The sequence below is a fragment of the Melioribacter sulfuriphilus genome (genome assembly GCF_052656625.1).
The window spans coordinates 274,763-295,506 of sequence record NZ_JBQXXK010000005.1 but is presented as its reverse complement, the minus strand read 5'-3'; the positions used below and the strand labels follow the sequence as shown (position 1 = coordinate 295,506).

Here is a 20,744-nt window from a genome sequence, read left to right as displayed (position 1 = left end):
ATAAATGTTAAGAACAATTAATTGGGTGCAAAGATATATTATTATTCAATAGCAGTCAAGAAAAAAATTATTTAATACTGTATCTTGAAATTTTCAAAACATCCGAAAGAATTCCCGCTGCCGCTGCCTCTGGTCCTCCGCCATGACCTTTAATTATTAACGGACGCTCGTAATGAAACCTCGTTCTGAAAGCTACAATCTTTTCTTTTGAACTCAATCCATAAAAAGGATGATTCTTATCGATTAGCTCAAGTCCTACCCTGGCTTTGCTTGTGTCGTACCTGGCAAGATAGATTATTTCCTTACCCGACTTTAATGCTTCTTCCCTCAATTTTTCAAAATGAGCATTGTACTTTTTAATGTTATCGAATGTCAAAGAAAATTTTTCTCTCGACGAAATATTTAAGAGCGGTTCAACTTCTATATCCTTCAGTTCATACTCTTTACCCATTTCTCTTATTAATATCAATAACTTTCGTGCAACGTCTTCACCTGAAAAGTCTACTTGAGGATTCGGTTCTGTAAATCCGTGTTTGATAGCATTCATAATTATTTCGCTCATCTTTTTCCCTGAATTCATAAATTCTTTCAAAATGAAATTCATAGTACTTGAAAACAATCCTTCAATAGAAAGAATCTCATCCCCACTCTCTATTAAATTTCTTATTACTTCGATAGTAGGCAAACCGACGCCTACAGTTGTCGAATATCTGAATTCTGAATTGAATTTGTGTGCGGTGTTAATCAAATTTTTATATTCCTCATAAGGAGCTGAGTTCGCCGTTTTATTAGGTGTTACAATCGAAATTGAAGACGATAATATTTCTTTATAGAATGGAACAAATTGATTGCCAGAAGTTGTGTCTACAAAAATTGAATTAGAAAGATTGAGTTCTTTCATCCTGTCGATAAATTTTCTGATGCTCGATTTTTGTCCCGATTTTTTTAATATCGTTTTCCAGTTCGATAGATCAATTCCTTCCTCCTCAAAAAGCATTTTTTTACTGTCGGCTATTCCAGCAAAAAGTAAATTGACCGACATATTCTTCTTAATATTCTCATGTTGCTCTGCAACCAGATCAATAAATTTTGAACCTACCTTTCCCGGTCCAACAAGAAAGAGGTTAATATTCTTCTGCTCCGAAAGGAACAGAGAATCGTGAAGAACATTTAGCGCTTTATTTAGTTGTTCTTTCCGTATAACCATCGTGAGATTTAACTGCGAAGAACCCTGCGCAATCGCAATCGTATTGATTCCATTTTTACCGAGTGCAAAGAGAACTTTACCCGAAACACCGGGGGTATTCAGCAGGTCTTCTCCGACTACTGCAATCATCGAAAGATTTTCAATAACTTCCACCTTCTTCAATTGCTTTTCATAAATCTCGAGTCTAAGTTCGTTTTCGATTGCTTTTTTTGCCTGTTTACTGACTGACGGCATAACTGCAATACAAATTGTGTGGCCGGATGAGCCTTGAGTGATCATCAAGACATTAATCCTGGATGCGGCCAGAGCTCCGAAGATACGCGAAGATATCCCCTCGATTCCGATCATGCCACTGCCTTCGACCTGTAAGAGATGAATATCGTCAATTGAAGAAATTCCTTTCATATTGAATTGAATATGCGGTTCACGCGGCAATATCAGTGTGCCCCTGAAAGCTGGATTGAATGTATTCTTAATGCGTATTTTAATTTGTTTTTGTAATGCAGGCAACATCGTCGGCGAATAGATAACTTTTGCCCCGAAGTGCGACATTTCCATAGCTTCTTCGTACGTAACTGCTCTCAGAGGAAATGCATTCCGAACTCTTCGTGGATCCGCTGTCATTATTCCATTTACATCTGTCCAGATTTCTATTTCATCCGCATCAACCGCTGCTCCTATAATCGAAGCCGTATAATCCGAACCGCCTCTTCCGAGTGTGGTTGTAATTCCTTCTAAGGTAGAAGCAATGAATCCCGTTACAATCGGCACTCCTTTTAACTTCCTGAAGTATTCATTAATCAGACCGTTTGTTATTTCAAAATTTACTTTTGCATTGCCGAACTGCTCGTCGGTTTTGATTAATTCTCTGGCATCTACATATCGTGCATCAATTTTTCTTGCTTTTAAAGTTTCTGTAATGATAAAACAGGAAAGTCTTTCTCCGTAACTCATAATTTCGTCGAGAGTTTTGGGAGTCAATTCGCCAATGGTATAAAGGCTTTTGAAAATTTCGTTGAGCTCAATAAATCTTTGTTTAAGATAATCGTTCGTTATCGTTCTTTTGTCGGCCGGAATTAATCTGCTTACAGTAGTAAGATGTTTGCCTTTAATATTAATGAAGATTTGTCTGTACGACTCGTCCTTTTTGCTTGCCTTTATTGCCGTATCGATAAGTGCGTCCGTAATGCCTGACATTGCCGAGCATACCACAATTATTTTTTCTTTTCCCTTAATATAAGATTCGATTATATCAGCGACGCTTTTAATATTTCTGTGATTGCCTACGGATGTACCTCCGAACTTCAGAACTTTCATTTTCATTACCTTTTTTGATTAACTTCTGCAACTATAATACAGGTAAGTTTTATTTACAAGTTCATAACAGAAATTTTTGCGATGTGGAACTTTTATTTATTTAATAGCATTTTTAATTCCATGAAGAAAAAGAAGATAGACTCGCCCTGCAATAATATTTGCAGAATGGACGACGAGAATAAATATTGTGTAGGTTGCTACAGAACACTTGACGAAATTGCGCAGTGGCAATCGATGACAGAGAGTCAAAAGAAAAGAGTATATGAATTAATTGAATTAAGGAAAGAATTATTCAAACCGGGGCCTCATTCCCCTTAGGTCTGTGTTTCCGCATGTAAGCAAAATCGACTATCATCTTAAGAGTGAGGCTGTATGAATAACCGGCAGCTTTTGCAGAGCGCATAAAACCGGCGTCTTCCTGCAGGTCAGGATTAGGATTAACTTCCAGTACATACAATTTTTTGTCACTGGACAATCGCATATCAACCCTTGCATAGTCCCTGCATCCAACAGCCTTAACGGCTTTCAGTGCGATTTCTTCGGCTTCCTTTTGAATTTTCTTGCTCAAAGGGGCAGGACATTTAGGTATCGTTTTATGATAGGCAACGTGATAAGGATCCCATTTTGCCTGGAAACTTACAATGGGATGGAAATTTTCGGGCAATCGTGAAAAATCGATTTCGCTTATTGGCAGCACTTCAAGTTCAGTGTCTCCAAATACTGCTACATTCAATTCTCGCCCAACAATAAACTCCTCTACAAGTGCTGGCTGAGCAAAATATTCTAATACATATTTAACTCTTTTTTTCAAAGCTTCGAGATTATAAACGACAGATTCTTCTTCAATGCCAGCGCTTGCATCTTCTAATGCAGGTTTGACAATAAGAGGATATTTCAAATTAAGTCTGAACGGTTTATTTAGTGATTTAATGAAGCTGTACCTGGGCGTTCTAATCCCCATTGAGCTTAAGATTTTTTTTGTAAGAATTTTACTCTGACATATTCCAAGTGCAAGTGGCGGCGCACCAGTATACGGTATGCCGAGCAACTCGAGCATTCCAGCAAAATTCATTTCCTGTTTTGCAACATCTTTATATAATTCCATTAGATTGAAAACCACGTCCGGCTTGTTTTTATCAATATCGTCGAAAAAAAGTTGAATGTTGTCCATTATGTTGAGAGTGTATGCATCGTACCCTTCCTTCCTTAAAGCTTTTGCAATAGTTTCGTATTCATTTATTGGATTTGATTTTTCAAGGTCGAAATATGGTTTGAAATTAAGGTCGTTTTCGGAGATTTTTGGTGTCTGTTCGTATACTTTGGGATTTGACTCGTTATAAACAATTAGAACTTTCATAAAACAGATTTTTTTATTCATAAAGTATAAAAAAATTATAATGCATACTAAACTTTTTATTATTTTTGAATCCAACTATAGTGGTCTCTAATGAGCTTTTATCCCCAACCTAATAAATATCAATGCGGTCCTTTTGCCCTGAAATATGCATTAGTGATGCTCGGTATTTTCAAGGACGAGGACCAAATCGGAATAATTGCAGGAAGCACGTGGTGGGCTGGTACTGACGAATTTGGACTTGCAAGAGCGGCTCGCCGATTTAATTGTCGGATGAAACATTTTCAATCGAGCAATCCCGACGACGCACGTAAAATGCTGATAAAAAATCTTCAAAAAGGATACCCTTGCATTTTAAGCGTTAACAATTGGGAACACTGGAATACAGTCGTCAGTTATTCAAAAGGTAAATTTGTTGTAATCGATAGCGAGCTCGATAAAGTAGTAAACGTAGTCAGCGCACCGCAACTTATGCGCAACTGGAAATATTCCGATAAAAAAGCAGGCATAGTAAGTTACGATGGATACGCAATAGCGCCGAAATTCAAAGTTCATACACGCGCCAAATTTACACCACGAAAAGCAATTCAATTGATGTATGAAAAAAACGAAGACCTCGCACGCAAATGGGATCAATACACCAACGATTTGATAAACATTTGTAGGCCCCGAACAAAACTAAGTTACAACATTATTACATTTAACGAATTCCTAAGAAGGAATCAGAATCATCTCGTAAAACGTGTGGCAATGTGGCACGGCGAACCGACGTATTCTGAACTCAAAAAGATTTTAACTAACATGAAATTCGTTGCCGAAGTTTACGACCTTGTAATTCCAATGGACGAGGAAAAACGAGCCGTCACCGACATTACTTCGATTCTAATGATGTATGCATGCGGCAAATACGGAATGACCCCAATTTACTAAAAGTATTTTTTGGGATATTCAAACAAAAATGTATTTCCTTTACCCCTTTCTACATTCTTCCATGAATTAATATCAAATTCAATTCCCACGATAGAGCAGGTTGGCATATTATCGAGATATTCCGACCCCACCAAATTAGCAAAATTTGTTAATCCGGGATTATGCCCAAAAAGGAAGACAGAGTCGTAGTCATCGTCAATATTTTCAACCACCAAACTCAGTTCACGCATTCCCGCCTCATAAATTTGATCTTCAATAATAATATCATTTTTATCTTTTCCGTATGTTTTAGCAAATATGATTGCGGTATCAAAAGATCTTTTTGCTGGACTGGACAACATTAAGTCCGGTACGACGCCTTTCTCTTTAATTAACCGAGCCATAAATGGAGCGTCTCTTTCGCCTCTTTTATTAAGTGGTCTGTCAATGTCAGAAATGTCGGGATTGCTCCAGCTCGATTTAGCATGTCTCACCAGAAAAAGTCTTTTCATTTTGTGCTCGTATCGTTATCCAGTAATTTTAGTTGCATTTTCATTCGTTCAATATTTTTTTCTTTTTGAGCGCCGTATTTTCGATTCGAATATTCTGTAAAGAAACGGTGTTGCGAAAAGAAATCGATACTTTTTTCGAGCCACTCTTTTTCGGAAAGTTCTTTGCCAAAATAAATTTCGTATTCCTGACGAAAGAGGTTATTTCGAATCTCAAAATTGTCGCTTCCTATATGAGCCAGATCGGCGTCACATATTACCTTTTCGAGTTGAGTGGTTGGATTTTGGGGAACGCGCGTTGCCATTATACATTTAACCACTTCGTTTATCTTTTCGGGGGGATAATTTTCGACATTTAAAAATCCACGTGCATAATTTGCGCTGACCTCCTCGTGTCCTACCGATTTAATACAATAACCCGTGTCGTGAAACCAAGCAGCCAGTATAACAATTTCGAGTTCTTCATCGCTCAAACCTTCGCCAGCACCAATCTCCTTTACTTTCTCGACCACTTCGATCGTATGGTCGATGTTGTGATAAAGGTTATCCGTATTTCGAAACGCCTCGAAAAGTCCTTCAACATAAATATGTGCTTTATTTAAGATCTGATTATCCATACCGTTCTAATGAATAGCGTAAAGATAACAAAAAAAAGAAATCAGTGATGCATTTCAACGTGAACTACATTTTTTATTTTCGGACTCAAAAATGGAATGCCGAGGTTCATACCTCTCAGAATAAAAAGAAGAGCGAGCAGAAAAGCCATTGCTGGAATTAATTTTTTTCTCAATTTAATATGGATGAAATTTCCAAGGGTTGCGGTAATAAACATTACAGGAAAAGTTCCCAGTCCGAAAAGAGCCATATAGATTGCGCCTTCAAGAGGCGTCGACATTGTAAGTGCACCGGCTATTCCTACGTAAACAAATCCGCATGGCAATAAACCGTTTAATATCCCTATAAGATAAAGCGAAATAATTGTTTTACGCGATATTAATTTCCCGAAATAAATTTTAAGTCGATCATAAAACATTATAGATAATCTGGTGTGTGCAACTTTGTTTTTCATTGAAGAAGGCAGAAACAAGTAAATCAAAATAACCCCGCCAGAGATTAATGAAATATATTGTTGAAGCCCTATTAACTGCAATTGTTTACCGAACAAGCCGAATAGCAAACCCATCAAAGTGTAAGTCGTTATTCTACCCGCATTGTAAAGAAGACGACCAGAAAAGATCTTTATCCACGTTTCGCCAACAATCGGAATTGCCATTACAATTGGTCCGCACATTCCGACGCAGTGAAGACTCCCGAAAAGTCCGATCAATAAACCAGTCCAGATTTCCATTAGCTTATCATTAAATTTCTTTCAAGATAATATTCTTTAATCCCGTCCGACCAATCGATTATAATTTTCCAGTAACCCGGTTTAAGATTATCCAAAGGGATTTTTAAAGTATACGTAGAATCAAGTTGAATATCGGCGGTAAAATCGCTCGTTTCATCAGAAGGTCTATAGAATTTTATTTTACCTTTTATTTTTTCAGGCAGCGTCAATTCTGGAAATACGATATCAACTGAACCATCGTTCAATAAAACGGCGATGTTTTTTTCGAGAGAAGCGCTGTTCTTCTTTTTATCGATTTGATTTTGATACTTGATTTCTTCGGCATAATAATTTTCGGAAACAAGACTCACGTCCTGGTTCATGAAAATATAAACCATCGTCAGTGTTCCAATAACGAATAGAGTATAAGTTATGACAATTATAGTACCCCACGATAATTTCATTTTTTCTCCGGCCGTGCTAAAAAGGAAGTAGTGATCTTCTTAATAATTTTATCATTAGAATAAACATTCACAGTTAAAGGAGTTTTAATTGCTTTGATTTCCGACTTAGGTAAAATTACAAAAAACTTTGTTTCGGCAATGCTTTGTGGTTTTACTATTAAGTTATCACCGATAATTTTAATTTCCGCTTCTTTATTTTCTACTTCGATTTTGGGAGTAATTTCTTTCGAGGTTTTGTTCACAATTTTAATGTCGTACAGGTTGCTGATTTTATTTCCCGGCTGTTCCTGGGAAAGTAATCCGGGCGTTCTGAGAATATTAACGTCGAGTTCAGCTCTGTTAATCAAAAGGAAAAAAATCAGGAACAGCAAGAACAAGAGTACGACTGTATAACCAATTGCTTTAGGTGTTAAGATCGGTCTTCGTCCGGTTTCAATTTCATTTTTAGAAGCATAAAGAATAAGTCCTTTTGGTTTGCCAATCCGTTTCATAACATAATCGCAGGCATCGATGCAGGCTGTACAGTTGACACACTCGAGTTGGGTTCCATCTCTTATGTCGATACCGGTGGGACATACTTCCACGCACTGTTTACAATCGATACAATCTCCTGCTATTCTCTCTTCACCGCGTCGCAGTTTTCCCCGCGGTTCTCCTCTTTTGAAGTCATAATGAATTACAATCGAATTTTCATCCAGCATTACCCCCTGAAGTCTGCCATATGGACAAACAAACACGCATGCTTGCTCTCTGAAATATGAGAAGATGAAATAAAAAACCCCCGAGAAAATTAAAACTGCTATAAAAGTTCCTGTATGAAGTGTGGGTGAATGTGTAATATATTTTAGTAAATTATCTGAACCGATTATATAAGCCAGGAAGATATTCGATATTCCGAAAGAGATTGCAAAAAAGATAATATGCTTTGCAGCTTTTATTCTGAACTTGTGCAAATTCATCTTCATTTGATCAAGCCTGCGCTGTTCTTTGGCGTCGCCTTCCAGCCAGTACTCAATTTTTCTAAACACCATTTCCATAAAAACAGTTTGAGGACAAACCCATCCGCAAAACAGTCGACCGTAAACCACAGTAAAAAGAAAAATTGAGACAATAAATGCTATCATAGCAAGAGCAAAAAAGTAGATATCCTGAGGACCGAAATAAATGCCGAATACTACAAATTTACGTTCAAGCACATTAAACAAAATGAACGGGTGCCCTGCAATCTTAATGAACGGAGCCGACACAAGAAACAAAAGGAGAAAGATGCTTACTATCGTTCTTGCTCGATAAAATTTACCTGAAGGTTTTTTAGGATAGATCCAGCGTCTTTTACCTTCTTTTGTTACGGTAGCTATCGAATCCCTGAAAGTTTCTCGGTTAACATTTTCAAAAGTTTTATTCATATACCTTTGCTTCCTTCAACACTATTTTCCTTCCACAATTCTCCTTCCGGTGCTTTGGAATTAGGAGGATTTGTTCCGTGCAATGTAATAATATAACTTGCTACAGCCTGCATCTTCTTTGGTTCGAGCTGGGATTCCCAGCTTATCATTCCTTTTTGCGGAACTCCGTATTTAATGGTCCTGAAAATATTTTTAATTCCACCGCCGTGAATCCAGTAATCGTCGGTTAAATTCGGTCCTATAAGTCCTTCGCCGTTTTGACCGTGACAGCTTGCACAATTTTTAAGGAATATATCTTTCCCTTCGGAAAGTGCTGCCTGATCGTCTACGAAAGAAACGGTTTCCTCGTTAATAAATGCACCCGATTTGATTAAAATTTCCCGCTGTAATTTTGCCTGTTCAATTTCGTATTTGTATTCATCCAATTGCACCTGACCATTGCCAATTACGTGATAACTTATTAAATAACCCGCAGCCCAGATTATTGTTCCATAGAAAAGAATTTGAAACCACGGCGGAACACGATTGTCCAGTTCCCTTATGCCGTCGTAGTTGTGTCCCAGCAGAATTTCCTGTTCCCTGTCAATTGGAGTAGATTTACTTAGAAAAGCAAACACATAACGGATTGGTTCGAGGAAAATTTTCCCTTCAGAATCGTTCTTTTCCGAATAAACAAATGCAAGCCAGAGGACAAAAGCAATCACAAGTAGAGTAATTATTATCATTGTTTTCATTACGCTATCAAGAATTTCCTCGTTGCCTGCCGCCATTACAGAACTCAAAGGCGAAAGCAATATAAACGTTAATATCGATTTTATCTTACTCATTGTTAATCTCTGAATTGTTTTTCATTTGTGAATTATTTAACGGAAGATTTTTCATTTTTTCGATGAAGTTCTTGTCCAGCTTCCATGTTCTTATTATCGTAATTATAAAGACGCTAAAAAAGATGATCAAACTGATAATTGGATAGACAGATACTCCATCAATCGAGCTCAAATAATTAGAAATCATTATTCACCTTTCCTTTCTACTTTTATATCTGTGCCAAGTCTTTGCAAGTACGCAATCAAAGCGATTATATCGTTGTCAGGGTCAATTGGAATTCCGTTATTCAAAAGATCATCGGCAATTGCATTGGCCTGTTTCATTAAATCTTCGTTGGCAAATTTTTCGTAACCTTCCGGGTAAGGCACACCTATAGAGCGCATAGCGCGTATTTTGGCCGCTGTTTTCGCAGTATCAATTCGTTGAGTAATCAACCATTTATAGGAAGGCATTATTGATCCTGGCGACATTTGAGCTGGATCTTCCAGATGGAGATAATGCCACAGATTGGAATATTTGCCTCCCACTCTGTGTAAATCCGGTCCAGTTCTTTTCGAACCCCATAAGAACGGATGGTCGTAAACAAATTCACCGGCTTTTGAATACTCGCCGTATCTTTCGGTTTCAGATCTGAAAGGACGCACCATTTGTGAATGGCACGCATTGCAGCCTTCGCGGATGTAAATATCTCGCCCATGCAGCTCCAGTGGCGAATACGGTTTAACACTCGAAATGGTCGGTATATTCGATTTTACGATAAATGTCGGAATAGTTTCGACAAGTCCCCCTATCAAAATTACAACTGTCGATAGAAAAGCAAATTTGACCGGACGTTTTTCGAGATAGCGGTGTATCATTCCTCTTTTAAGTTTATCTGTTGACTTAACGAGAGGATAAGCTTCGGCAGCTTCGTCCTTAATGAATTTACCCTGCTTTGCAGTCATGGCAAGATTATAAACCATCATAACCACACCGCTCAGATAAAGCAGACCGCCAATTGATCTGATTACGTGCATTGGAATAATCTGGAGCGTTGTTTCGAGAAAGTTTGGGTACTGAAGCAAACCGAGTTCTGTAAATTGTTTCCACATTAACGATTGAGTTATACCCGACCAATACATTGGCACGACGTAGAAAACAATTCCAAGCGTAGCAATCCAGAAATGCGAATTGGCAAGTTTTCTTGAGTAAAGCTTTGTATTCCACATTCTGGGTATTAGCCAGTAAAGGATTCCAAAGGTTAAAAGGCCATTCCAGCCAAGTGCTCCGACGTGTACGTGTGCTATTGTCCAATCAGTGTAGTGTGAAATAGCGTTGACATTTTTAAGTGAAAGCATTGGTCCTTCGAATGTAGCCATACCGTATGCAGTAACAGCAACGACCATAAATTTAAGAACGGGATCTTCTCGAACTTTGTCCCATGCACCTCGAAGTGTGAGAAGTCCGTTTAACATGCCACCCCACGAAGGGGCAATCAACATAACTGAAAAAACAGTGCCAAGCGATTGAGCCCAGTCGGGCAATGCTGTATATAAAAGGTGATGAGGCCCAGCCCAGATGTAAATAAATATTAACGCCCAGAAATGGAGAATTGAAAGACGATACGAATAGACGGGACGTTCAGCAGCTTTCGGTAGAAAATAATACATCAGACCCAGATACGGAGTGGTCAGAAAAAATGCAACTGCATTGTGTCCGTACCACCATTGAACCAGAGCATCCTGAACTCCAGCATAAACGGGATAACTTTTAAAAAACGTTACCGGAATTTCTATCGAGTTAACGATATGCAAAACAGTTACAGTTACAAATGTGGCTATATAAAACCAGATTGCCACATACATGTGTTCTTCTCGTCTTTTAATTATTGTACCAAACAGATTTATACCGAATGCCACCCACACTACAGCTATCATAATATCGATGGGCCATTCGAGTTCAGCATACTCCTTGCTGGTTGTCAGACCCAGCGGAAGAGTTATTGCCGCTGCAAGAATAATCAGCTGCCAGCCCCAGAAATGGAACTTGCTCAAAAAGTCACTGTACATTCGAGCTTTACAAAGTCGTTGTAACGAATAATAAACACCTGCAAAGATCATATTGCCAACAAAAGCAAATATTACCGCATTTGTATGAAGAGGGCGTATTCTACCGAATGTAGTATACTGAATGCCGAGATTTGCTGTCGGAAAGTAAAGTTGAATAGCAATAATCAATCCTACAAGCATTCCCACAAAGCCCCATAGAATTGTGGCAATTGAAAATTGCCTGACTATATGATTATCGTAACTGAATTTTTCTACCTGCATCTATTGCTCCTGTTTATTTGATTCAGCACTGTTGATTTTTTTGTCGTCGAATAAAATTCTAATCGACGGTGTATAAGTATCGTCGTACTGCCCCGACCTTACCGCCCAGAGGTAAGCTATCAAGAATCCACCTGCAACCAGCAAACTGGCAAATACGAGTATAACAATTACTGACATTACAGTAAGCCTTTTATTTTTGCAAAAATTGTTGTTGAAGCAGTAGTAAACAAAACTATTGTAATAGAACTCAACGGCATCAGTATTGCCGCAATTACTGGTTGAAGTTTACCCGTAGTTGCAAAATATAAACCTACAGCATTATAGACAAAAGAGACCAAAAAGCTCGCATAAACAATGAATCTGCTTGTAATCGAATATTCGAGAAATTTATGGAGTAAACTGAAAGAATCTGCATCGAGAATGGCGTCGCATGCTGGCGTAAAATTATTGATGCTGTCTGAAATCGAAATGCCTGCGTCGCTTTTTTGAAGCGCTCCGGCGTCGTTTAAGCCATCACCAATCATCATTACAATATCGCCTTTAGCTTTAAGCTTCTGGATAAATTCGAGTTTGTCAAATGGACTCTGTCTGAAAAGTATACTTCCACTAATAAAATATTTTTCCAGCTTCGGTTTTTCCCTTTCCGTATCACCAGTCAAAAGAAAAAGTTTATATCTCGAATTGAGATGCGATATTACTTCATCGAGTTTATTTCTGTATTTCGTTTTTATTTTGAAATAGCCGAGTGCTTCTCCATTGGCAGTAACTGTTACGTTGATTGAAGAATCGTTCGTCAATGAGGCGTCGAATCCGGTATATTCAGGCGTACCTACTTTATATAATTTACCATTTAATTTTGCTTCCAGACCTTTTCCGGGATATTCTTTGAATTCTGAAAAATCGATCGTACTAAATCCCTTCAAGTATTCCACAATTGTTCTGCTCAAAGGGTGAGAAGAATTTATCACAAGAGATTTTATCGCTGGCATTAATTCTTTTGGGTCAACTTGCTTAACCAGGATAAATTCAACATGCGGAAATTTATTGTCCGTAATTGTGCCAGTTTTGTCGAACACCACAGTAGTAATTTTTGACAATGTCTCCACTACCGAAATGCTTTTCAAATAGAATTTGTTCCTACCGAAAATTCTGAGAGCATTTCCAAAAGTAAACGGAATTGAAAGAGCCAGAGCGCAAGGGCATGCAACAATCAACACCGCAGTGAAAGCATTAAAAGCGATCAGGTAGTTTTCAGTTGACCAATAGAAAAAAGTGATTATAGCAATTGAAATTACTATCGCAGTAAAATATTTACTTACAAAATCGACAAGGGATTCGGTGCGACTCTCATTGTTCTTACGGAAGGTTGCATCGTTCCACAATCGAGTTAAATAGCTTTGAGAAACTTCTTTAATCGATTCTGCTTCGATTGTACCACCTTGCTGCCTTCCTCCAGCATAAATAATATCACCGTTTTTAAGTTTAACGGGCTCCGATTCGCCGGTTACAAAGCTGTAATCGATATAAGCTTCTCCTTTAATCAGAATGGAATCGGCAGGCACAATCTCGCCGTTGCGAATAATCATTCTATCGCCCACTTTTAGTTTTTCGAGTGGTACTGCAGTTTCGTTATGATTTTTTCTTATAGTAACAGAAATCGGGAAATACGATTTATAATTTCTCTCAAAGCTGAGCGAGTGATAAATTTTATTCTGAAATACTTTTCCGATCAGAAGAAAGAAGACCAGACCGGCCAGTGAATCGAGATAACCTGCTCCTGTTGACGTTATTATCTCATAAAGACTTCTTAAAAAAAGAACAATAATTCCGAGTGCAATCGGTACGTCGATGTTGACAATTTTATTTTTGAGTCCTTTGAAAGCCGAAGTAAAATAGTCTGAAGAGCTGTAGAACACAACAGGCGAGGCAAGCAACAGGTTAAGATAAGAAAATATGGTTTTAAGTTCGGTGTCGGAGTTTGTGCCGAGCGAAAGATACTCCGGAAAACTAAGCATCATTATATTTCCAAAACTGAAACCTGCTATCCCTACTTTGAAATAGAGTTTTTTGTTTATTTCCTTTAGTTTGTCTTCTTCTTTGCCTTCATGAGTAAGTAGCGGCTCGTAGTTAATGGAATCGAGAAGTTCGACAATTTTCCTGAGCGACGTTTTACCTTCTGAATATTTGACGAACAATTTTTTCTTTGGAAAATTCACACGAGAAGTAATTACACCTTCGTCGAGCTTATTCAAGTTCTCCAGTACCCAGATACACGAACTGCAGTGGATTTGTGGTATGTGAAAGGTAACTGTGGTAATCCTGCCGTCGCTGAAATCAATTAACTTATCTTTCAGATCGGGATCGTCTAAAAATTCAAAATTTCTATACGACTTGTTTTGTTTTTTGATTCCGGCTCCCGGCTCGATATTATAATAATTACACAGATTAGCCGAATTAAGAATTTCATAGACGGTTTTACACCCGTTGCAACAGAAATATTTATCTCCAATAGCAATCGAATCATCGCTGCAATCATCGCCGCAATGATAACAAATTAGCTTTTCCGACAACTGTTCTCTTTCGGTTTCCCTTTCATTCATTTTACTAATAGCCAGGAATTTACGACCTAAAAATAATAAAATCAGGATATACTATCTTTATTATTTATTTCTGCTTGCAAAAATTATATTTATTAATTTTGTAAAAATTTTAATGCAATTTAACGAGGTATATATGTCACTAAAGAACAAAATAGTTTTCATCACAGGCGCAACATCTGGAATCGGGAAATCGTGCGCTTATGCATTTGCACGCGAAGGTTCCAATTTGATCATATCGGCGCGCAGAGTGGAATTAATCGATGAAATAGCTGAGGACATAAAACAAAAATTCGGCGTTAAAGTCTATACCGGTAAACTCGATGTACGTAATCGCAATGAAGTAAAAAAATTTGTTGAAGAGCTACCCGTAGAATGGCAAAAAATTGATATTCTAATTAACAATGCCGGACTTGCTAAAGGATTGAATAAATTTTATGAGGACAATCCCGACAACTGGGATATTATGATCGACACAAACGTTAAAGGACTGCTCTACGTTACTCATGAAGTATTGAAAGGAATGGTCGAAAGGCAGAGTGGACATATAATAAACATTGGTTCAATTGCCGGACACGAAGCATATCCAAAAGGAGCAGTCTATTGCGCCACAAAACACGCTGTCGACGCAATTACAAAGTCATTGAGAATGGACACAATAGACAAAAATATCCGTGTAAGCACAATCGACCCTGGACTGGTAGAAACGAATTTCAGCCGCGTCCGCTTCGACGGCGACGAAGAAAAAGCGAAGAATGTTTACAAAGGCATAGTGCCATTGACGGGCGATGATGTGGCCAACGCTGTAATATTCTGTGCTTCGCGCCCACCGCATGTTAACATTGCACAGATCACACTCCTGGCTGCACGACAGGCAAGCGCTACAATTGTACATAGAGAATGATCTTTGATTATTGATAGAGGTTTACTTTGATTATATCAAACGACTAAAAAGAAGATGTAAAAAAAGCCGGAGACGAAATATATCCCCGGCTTTTCATTTATTATTTTTTTCCATAAAACTATTTATTCTTCTCAGCAATTAGATTTAATGCACTGCCAGCTTTAAACCATTCAATCTGTCCTTCACTAAATGAATGATTTAGCATGATCTCTTCCTGTGTACCATCTTTGTGTTTAACTATCATTTTAACTGGTTTTTCGGGTGCAAGTTCTTTTAGTCCTACAATACTGATTTTATCATCTTCCTGGATTTTATCGTAGTCGGAGGGTTCGGCAAAAGTAAGGGGTAGCATTCCCTGTTTTTTCAAATTAGTTTCGTGGATACGTGCAAAACTTTTAGCAATAATAGCTTTGCCTCCGAGGTAGCGCGGTTCCATTGCTGCATGTTCACGTGAAGAACCTTCGCCGTAATTCTCGTCGCCCACGACTACCCAGCCAAGTCCCCTGGCTTTGTATTCACGTGCTACTTCGTGAACTGGTTTATATTCACCTGTAAAAAGATTTTTAGCTTCACCAGTTTTACCAGTAAAGGCGTTGACTGCGCCGAGGAACAAATTCTTCGAAATATTGTCGAGATGCCCACGGTATTTCAACCATTGACCGGCAGGCGAAATGTGGTCGGTTGTACATTTACCTTTTGCTTTCAGCAGCAAGGGCATATCGATGAAATCGTTACCATCCCAGGCTTCGAACCTTTCGAGAAGCTGCAATCGTTCGCTCTTCGGGTCGATTTTTACTTCGGTTTTGTAGCCGTCGGGTGTTGGCGCAAGATAACCTTTATTATCTTTAACAAATCCTTTCAAAGGCAATTCATCACCGTAAGGAGGATCGAGTTTTACTTCCTCTCCTTTTTCGTTTTTAAGTGTGTCGGTTTCAGGATTGAATGATAAACTTCCAGCAATTGCCAGAGCTGTCACAATTTCTGGACTTGCAACAAACGAAAATGTCTCGGGATTATTGTCGTTTCTTTTAGCAAAATTACGATTGAACGAATTAACAATTGTATTTCTCTCGCCAGTTTTAATATCCATTCTCTTCCACATTCCGATACATGGACCACATGCATTGGCAAGTACTTTACCACCCAGTTCTGTCAATATCTGAAGTTGTCCGTCGCGTTCTATAGTAGCGCGTACCTGTTCAGAGCCGGGTGTTATTGTAAATTGCGACTTTGCTTTCAATCCTTTTGCCAGTGCTTGTTTGGCGATGTTTGCCGCCCTGTCGATATCTTCATAACTGGAGTTTGTACAGCTTCCAATTAGAGCCACACTAATTTTATCCGGGTAATTGTTTTCCTTGACAGCTTCTTTCATTCTGGATAAAGGATGGGCAAGGTCGGGACTGAAAGGTCCATTAATATGTGGTTCCAGTTCACTTAAATTAATTTCGATAAGTTGGTCGAAGTATTTTTCTGGATTGGCATAAACCTCGTCGTCAGCTTTTAACTGGTCAGCGAGTTTTTCGGCAAGTTCTGCAACGTCTTCTCTATCGGTTTTACGCAGGTAATTTGCCATTTTTAAGTCGAAAGGAAAGATTGATGTTGTGGCACCTACTTCAGCACCCATATTACAAATCGTAGCTTTTCCTGTGCACGAAATTGAATTGGCGCCTTCACCGAAATATTCAATAATTGCTCCTGTACCTCCTTTTACAGTAAGCATTCCAGCCAATTTAAGAATCACGTCTTTCGGGGCTGTCCAGCCCGAAAGTTTACCAGTTAATTTAACACCAATTAATTTAGGCCATTTCAATTCCCACGGCATTCCAGCCATAACGTCTACTACATCGGCACCGCCGACGCCAATTGCAATCATACCGAGTCCACCAGCATTCGGGGTATGCGAATCCGAACCGATCATCATGCCACCAGGGAAAGCATAATTTTCGAGTATGACTTGATGTATAATTCCAGCGCCTGGCTTCCAGAATCCAACACCGTATTTCTGACAGATACTTTCGAGAAAGTCGTAAACTTCTCTGTTTTCTTCGATTGCTTTTTCCAGGTCTTCTTTAGAACCGTTCTGTGCAACAATTAAATGATCGGCATGCGCTGTAGCAGGAACGGCCGAAGTTTTTCTACCTGCGTGCATGAACTGAAGCAATGCCATTTGTGCTGTTGCATCCTGCATTGCAACTCTATCGGGATAAAAATCGACGAAGTCCTTGCCCCGTATAAATTCACGTGTCGGTTCTTCCGCCAGATGAGAATAGAGTACCTTCTCAGCATAAGTTAAAGGTCTACCGACAACCCTTCGCGCTTTTTCAACTTTATTTACAAAATTATCATATACGCTTTTTATCATATCAAAATTTGCAGTCATTTTAAATTTCCCCTTGTTTATTATTCTTTACAAAAATAAAAAAAATTTTCTTCTAATAATGCCGCCGTACACATTTTGCAGTTTTTGTCGTGATTTTTAAGAGCTCAATCGTTTTTAAATGGAGCAAGCCTGGAATGGGAATCTACGATTAGATTCCCCTTTCGCAGACGATAACTTTTAATTTTTCTGGAATCGTTAAAATCCCTTGTAGAGAGGCTTATTTTATCATGGTTGAAATATATTCAGCAATGGCATTTGCAATTTCTTCGTGCCCTTTCTCATTCGGATGGAGACCATCCAAAAAATTTTCGGGGCTTACTTTTCCATAAAGTTGAATGAACTCCGTACCCCGACGTTCCGCCAGTTTCTTATATTCTTCATTTAATTTTATTAATGAAGTTTGAGTGGCATCGTTATATAACTTTTTTCTGTTAGTCTCGTTCATCGTCTCAAGATTGATATTACACGGTGATGCGATAATAACTCTTGCAGCAGGAATCTCCGATTTGATTTTAGTAACCATGCTGTCGAGGTTTTGCACACAAAGAGCTACGAGGCTGTCGTTGCCGTTTTTCAAGTCATTTACTCCCAATAAAATAATAAAATAATTGGCATCTCGGTTGTTGTCGATTACCGGCTGCAGCTCATTTAGATCAGAGGTTTTTCTGCCATTTCTACCAGCATTAACAAAAGTTATTTTATCGAACCGCGCTGACAATTTTTCCACCCATTCTTTGCCTTCCACACCCGCACCGCGTGTAATCGAATCGCCAAAGCAGACTATCTTAATTTTATTCTGCGGCATATTAAAGCCCATTAAAAACAATAACATCAGGATAATTAAAATATTTTTTGTCATGGTTATTCCTCAATTTATTCCTTTACAAGTTTCTTTTTCCATTCTGGATATTTATCGAGTACACGTTGTGGCAGGTAAGTATACCATGAATAGCCGGCTCTTCTTTCGTGAGCCACTTCGGCGAGCGAGTAGACTTTTTTGCCGTCGCGATTAGAAAATAAAGGTTTATGAGTTACAAGCTCGCTATACCTGGGCCAGATCGGCGGAGCCGTAGAATCCTCAACTACAATGCGGTCGATACTTAGTGTGCTCCATTTGTATTTTTTCGGTTCAATCTTTTTTTCTTCGATTCGTATTCCTTTGATTTTTGATTCTTCGAACCAACTTACCGCGCTTTCAATTGCATTGATAAGCTCGGGCGAAGGATCGTCGATATCCATCAAGAACAATACAAGGTCAGCACTTTCCTGATTGGCAATTGAAGGCAATTCGTAAGTGCGCGCCTTTTGAGGTTTGAGCGTAACATTATCGTGCTGCTGCCCCCAGGCATATAATTTACCGTTTTCTTTTATCTGACAATCGAGAATACACCTTAAACCTTTTTCAAATGCAACCTTTGACCTTTCGTATAAATCTTTTTCCACAAAAGAATAATGAGGCACTTTCTTCACAATATTGTAGAGTACTCTCATTATGCCTGCCATTGCGCCGTCGTTAAAAGTAATATACTTTCTGTATCCGCTCGTATCCGGATAGAACTGAGGCCATCCGCCGTTTGAGTACTGAGCACTTAAAATAAATTCGATGCCTTTTAGACAAGCAACTTTATAACGTTCATCTTTAAGAATTTCGTAAGCGCGCGCAAGATATTCCACCTGAGTGTGTGTTGTCCAGTTATCAAAAGTTGTATTGGTCATATCTTTTGATTTCAAGAGCGCTTCTTTTTGTTCTTCAGTCAGGATGGCAAGCATATCATAATTTTTAGCCCAGCCTCCATTTTCTTTTTGATAAAGCAGAATGTTGTCGGCAATCTCTTTGATTTGCCATGGTTTGTATCTCGGTTGATTTTCGATTGGTTCAATTATATTGTCTTCTGCGCTTATATCGTACCAGTGATGTGCACTGTTGTCAAATCCCGATACGTCGATTATTTCCTTTTTATCTTGTGCTTGTCCTTGTAATACAAAGAAAGCAAAAGCAATAACAATATTGACAAATTTCATTTTAGATCTCCACCTACACTTAGTATTCTTTTATTGACCAGCCATTTTTCGAGCAGTTGCGGCCATTCCGAAGCCGCATAACCGTTTTCTTTTTCCATACCGAAGCCGTGTCCACCTTCAAAAAAGATATGCACTTCAGGAAATACATTATTCTTAACACAAGCATCTACAAAATTCAAGGATTCCTGAATAGGCACTCTCGTATCATCGGCAGCGTGCGCAATAAATAAGGGTGGAAGTTCACCAGTTACTTTTTCGTAAAGATTCTGGAACCATGGATAAATCAGTACGGCAAATTCGGGTTTATAATTATAGTTATCGATTGAATCGATAAAGATACGTTTGGGTGAAAGCATTAGATTTGCGGCAAGGTGACCACCCGCAGAAAATCCAATTATCCCTATTTTCTCACCTTTAGTTTTGCTCCTAATAAAACAATTTGCTCTTTGAGCATCGTCGAGGGCGTCTTCAGGATTAAGTCGATATTTTAAAACGTAAGCGTCGATGCCCCGTTTGTTTAGCCATTTTGCAATTGCAACGCCTTCTTTTACAAATGCCAGATGATGATATCCTCCTCCTGGCAAAACGAGCATAGTAATCCCTTTTGACTGAGGTGATTTGTAGAAAACCAGACCAGGTTGTGCAACAGACCAGAATCTTTCGTCGCTGTATTTTTCTTCTTTTAATGTATCTGAAGATCCGGGCGCAATGCCATTCCAGATATTAATAAAATTGTACTGCCCGAAGAGAGGTGCGGCAAAAATCAGAAAGGCAATAAAAAATAATTTTGTTTTCATTTCGTGTTATATTTTTTTATTACAAGATATTTTAATTCCGTATCGCCAACATTTCTTATGCCGTGCATGCTGTTAGGTGGACAATAAAAACTCGAATATGGTTTACCGATTCTCGTTTCGCCGTCGAGATAAAATTCGGCAATTCCTTCCAGCACAAAAAAGAATTCGTCTTCAGCATGTTTATGGGGTGCGTGTGTGGCTTTATGAGGTGCAACAACACTCAATTTGAGCGTGCGTCCGTCGAGAAAATTTTTATCGACAAACCAGAACTGGTATCCCACTTTTGTACCGACAGTATCTTCCCAGTTAAATTCTCTGACGCATTGATCTATTGTAAATTGTTTTGGTTTGTCCTGCGCTGTTAAAAAGAGTGGAATTAGCAAAAAAAGAATTAAAGATTTCATTAAGTCCTCC

General features: G+C 38.6%; 20 protein-coding genes. 3 read left to right on the top strand and 17 right to left on the bottom strand.

Annotation, left to right across the window (positions count from 1 at the left end):
* Positions 1 to 67 precede the first annotated feature (67 nt).
* On the bottom strand, positions 68 to 2,524 hold the full coding sequence (gene thrA / locus ACUN8G_RS08625) for a bifunctional aspartate kinase/homoserine dehydrogenase I (protein WP_437346159.1): 2,457 nt from the start codon (positions 2,522 to 2,524) through the stop codon (positions 68 to 70).
* 81 nt (positions 2,525 to 2,605) lie between these two features.
* On the opposite strand from thrA, the gene ACUN8G_RS08620 reads away from it, so the two are divergent.
* Positions 2,606 to 2,842 carry a DUF1289 domain-containing protein gene (locus ACUN8G_RS08620; RefSeq protein ID WP_445480931.1) on the top strand — a complete coding sequence of 79 codons (237 nt, stop codon included), beginning with the start codon at positions 2,606 to 2,608 and terminating at the stop codon, positions 2,840 to 2,842.
* Here ACUN8G_RS08620 and ACUN8G_RS08615 read toward each other — a convergent pair.
* Positions 2,817 to 3,881 (bottom strand): D-alanine--D-alanine ligase family protein, encoded by a 1,065-nt coding sequence (locus ACUN8G_RS08615; protein ID WP_437346161.1) that lies wholly within the window; start codon positions 3,879 to 3,881, stop codon positions 2,817 to 2,819. The two genes, ACUN8G_RS08620 and ACUN8G_RS08615, sit on opposite strands and share 26 nt — an antisense overlap.
* Before the next feature lie 90 nt (positions 3,882 to 3,971).
* Between ACUN8G_RS08615 and ACUN8G_RS08610 the strand changes: the two genes are divergently transcribed.
* Complete coding sequence (locus tag ACUN8G_RS08610) at positions 3,972 to 4,808, top strand: cysteine peptidase family C39 domain-containing protein (protein WP_437346162.1); 837 nt, start codon at positions 3,972 to 3,974, stop codon at positions 4,806 to 4,808.
* Here ACUN8G_RS08610 and ACUN8G_RS08605 read toward each other — a convergent pair.
* From ACUN8G_RS08605 to ACUN8G_RS08560, 10 genes are read right to left on the bottom strand one after another with little or no spacing between them, the layout of a single operon-like run.
* Positions 4,805 to 5,299 carry a SixA phosphatase family protein gene (locus tag ACUN8G_RS08605; protein WP_437346163.1) on the bottom strand — a complete coding sequence of 165 codons (495 nt, stop codon included), beginning with the start codon at positions 5,297 to 5,299 and terminating at the stop codon, positions 4,805 to 4,807. The two genes, ACUN8G_RS08610 and ACUN8G_RS08605, sit on opposite strands and share 4 nt — an antisense overlap.
* Positions 5,296 to 5,913 carry an HD domain-containing protein gene (locus ACUN8G_RS08600; RefSeq protein WP_437346164.1) on the bottom strand — a complete coding sequence of 206 codons (618 nt, stop codon included), beginning with the start codon at positions 5,911 to 5,913 and terminating at the stop codon, positions 5,296 to 5,298. The genes ACUN8G_RS08605 and ACUN8G_RS08600 overlap by 4 nt, the downstream gene beginning before the upstream one ends.
* 41 nt (positions 5,914 to 5,954) lie before the next feature.
* A complete protein-coding gene (locus ACUN8G_RS08595; RefSeq protein WP_437346165.1) occupies positions 5,955 to 6,644 on the bottom strand; it encodes a sulfite exporter TauE/SafE family protein in 690 nt (229 codons plus the stop codon).
* Positions 6,644 to 7,087, bottom strand: coding sequence for a FixH family protein (locus ACUN8G_RS08590; RefSeq protein WP_437346166.1), 444 nt, complete (start codon positions 7,085 to 7,087; stop codon positions 6,644 to 6,646). The genes ACUN8G_RS08595 and ACUN8G_RS08590 overlap by 1 nt, the downstream gene beginning before the upstream one ends.
* A complete protein-coding gene (gene ccoG / locus ACUN8G_RS08585) occupies positions 7,084 to 8,493 on the bottom strand; it encodes a cytochrome c oxidase accessory protein CcoG (RefSeq protein WP_437346167.1) in 1,410 nt (469 codons plus the stop codon). The genes ACUN8G_RS08590 and ccoG overlap by 4 nt, the downstream gene beginning before the upstream one ends.
* Positions 8,490 to 9,320 carry a cbb3-type cytochrome c oxidase N-terminal domain-containing protein gene (locus ACUN8G_RS08580; RefSeq protein ID WP_437346168.1) on the bottom strand — a complete coding sequence of 277 codons (831 nt, stop codon included), beginning with the start codon at positions 9,318 to 9,320 and terminating at the stop codon, positions 8,490 to 8,492. The genes ccoG and ACUN8G_RS08580 overlap by 4 nt, the downstream gene beginning before the upstream one ends.
* Entirely contained in the window at positions 9,313 to 9,507 is a 195-nt protein-coding gene (locus tag ACUN8G_RS08575) for a cbb3-type cytochrome c oxidase subunit 3 (protein WP_437346169.1), read from the bottom strand. Before ACUN8G_RS08575 ends, ACUN8G_RS08580 begins: the two co-directional genes overlap by 8 nt.
* Positions 9,507 to 11,630: a cytochrome-c oxidase, cbb3-type subunit I gene (gene ccoN, locus ACUN8G_RS08570; protein ID WP_437346170.1), complete on the bottom strand. Its 2,124-nt coding sequence runs from the start codon at positions 11,628 to 11,630 to the stop codon at positions 9,507 to 9,509. Before ccoN ends, ACUN8G_RS08575 begins: the two co-directional genes overlap by 1 nt.
* Entirely contained in the window at positions 11,631 to 11,807 is a 177-nt protein-coding gene (gene ccoS, locus ACUN8G_RS08565; RefSeq protein WP_437346171.1) for a cbb3-type cytochrome oxidase assembly protein CcoS, read from the bottom strand.
* A complete protein-coding gene (locus ACUN8G_RS08560) occupies positions 11,807 to 14,230 on the bottom strand; it encodes a heavy metal translocating P-type ATPase (RefSeq protein WP_437346172.1) in 2,424 nt (807 codons plus the stop codon). Before ACUN8G_RS08560 ends, ccoS begins: the two co-directional genes overlap by 1 nt.
* A gap of 133 nt (positions 14,231 to 14,363) precedes the next feature.
* Here ACUN8G_RS08560 and ACUN8G_RS08555 point away from each other — a divergent pair, with 133 nt between their 5' ends.
* A complete protein-coding gene (locus ACUN8G_RS08555; RefSeq protein ID WP_437346173.1) occupies positions 14,364 to 15,131 on the top strand; it encodes an SDR family NAD(P)-dependent oxidoreductase in 768 nt (255 codons plus the stop codon).
* Positions 15,132 to 15,249: 118 nt separating this feature from the next.
* Here the strand turns inward: ACUN8G_RS08555 and ACUN8G_RS08550 are convergent, their stop codons facing one another.
* The 5 genes from ACUN8G_RS08550 to ACUN8G_RS08530 all read right to left on the bottom strand — a co-directional run bounded on the left by ACUN8G_RS08550 (position 15,250) and on the right by ACUN8G_RS08530 (position 20,734).
* On the bottom strand, positions 15,250 to 17,511 hold the full coding sequence (locus tag ACUN8G_RS08550) for an aconitate hydratase (protein ID WP_437346174.1): 2,262 nt from the start codon (positions 17,509 to 17,511) through the stop codon (positions 15,250 to 15,252).
* A 217-nt stretch (positions 17,512 to 17,728) separates the two neighbouring features.
* Positions 17,729 to 18,370, bottom strand: coding sequence for an SGNH/GDSL hydrolase family protein (locus ACUN8G_RS08545; protein WP_437346175.1), 642 nt, complete (start codon positions 18,368 to 18,370; stop codon positions 17,729 to 17,731).
* A gap of 14 nt (positions 18,371 to 18,384) precedes the next feature.
* Entirely contained in the window at positions 18,385 to 19,533 is a 1,149-nt protein-coding gene (gene pelA, locus ACUN8G_RS08540; protein ID WP_437346176.1) for a pectate lyase, read from the bottom strand.
* Positions 19,530 to 20,330 (bottom strand): alpha/beta hydrolase, encoded by an 801-nt coding sequence (locus tag ACUN8G_RS08535; RefSeq protein WP_437346177.1) that lies wholly within the window; start codon positions 20,328 to 20,330, stop codon positions 19,530 to 19,532. The genes pelA and ACUN8G_RS08535 overlap by 4 nt, the downstream gene beginning before the upstream one ends.
* Positions 20,327 to 20,734 carry a cupin domain-containing protein gene (locus ACUN8G_RS08530; protein WP_437346178.1) on the bottom strand — a complete coding sequence of 136 codons (408 nt, stop codon included), beginning with the start codon at positions 20,732 to 20,734 and terminating at the stop codon, positions 20,327 to 20,329. Before ACUN8G_RS08530 ends, ACUN8G_RS08535 begins: the two co-directional genes overlap by 4 nt.
* Positions 20,735 to 20,744: the final 10 nt, after the last annotated feature.